The organism is Streptomyces sp. BE303, from assembly GCF_036290945.1.
In the GTDB taxonomy this organism is placed as follows: domain Bacteria; phylum Actinomycetota; class Actinomycetes; order Streptomycetales; family Streptomycetaceae; genus Kitasatospora.
This window is the reverse complement of sequence record NZ_JAQYWZ010000298.1, coordinates 1-411: the sequence shown is the minus strand read 5'-3', so window position 1 is coordinate 411 and position 411 is coordinate 1. Positions and strand designations below refer to the sequence as shown.

Annotated in this window: 1 protein-coding gene; it reads left to right on the top strand. The window is 72.3% G+C overall.

The window, feature by feature from the left end:
- Positions 1-411, top strand: a 411-nt coding sequence (locus PUR56_RS02835; protein ID WP_329947711.1) for a polyketide synthase, incomplete at both ends; no start/stop codon positions are given.

Below are 411 nucleotides of genomic sequence, written 5' to 3'. Positions count from 1 at the left end.
GTGGTGCGGGGTACGGCTGTGATCCTGGACGGTGCGTCGATCGGTCTGAGGGCGCCGAACGGTCCGTCGCAGCAGCGGGTGATGCGGGCCGCGTTGGCGCAGGCGGGGTTGAACCCGCAGGACGTCGACGCGGTCGAGGCGCACGGCACCGGCACGACGCTCGGCGACCCGATCGAGGCCCAGGCCCTCCTGGCCACCTTCGGTCAGGACCGGGACGGCGGCGACCCGCTCTGGCTCGGGTCGGTGAAGTCCAACATCGGGCACACGCAGGCGGCGGCCGGTGTCGCCGGCATCATCATGATGGTTCTGGCGATGAGGCACGGGACCCTGCCCGCGACGCTCCACGCCGACGAGCGTTCCCCGCTCGTGGAGTGGGCTTCGGGCGCGGTGTCGCTGTTGACGGAGTCGCGG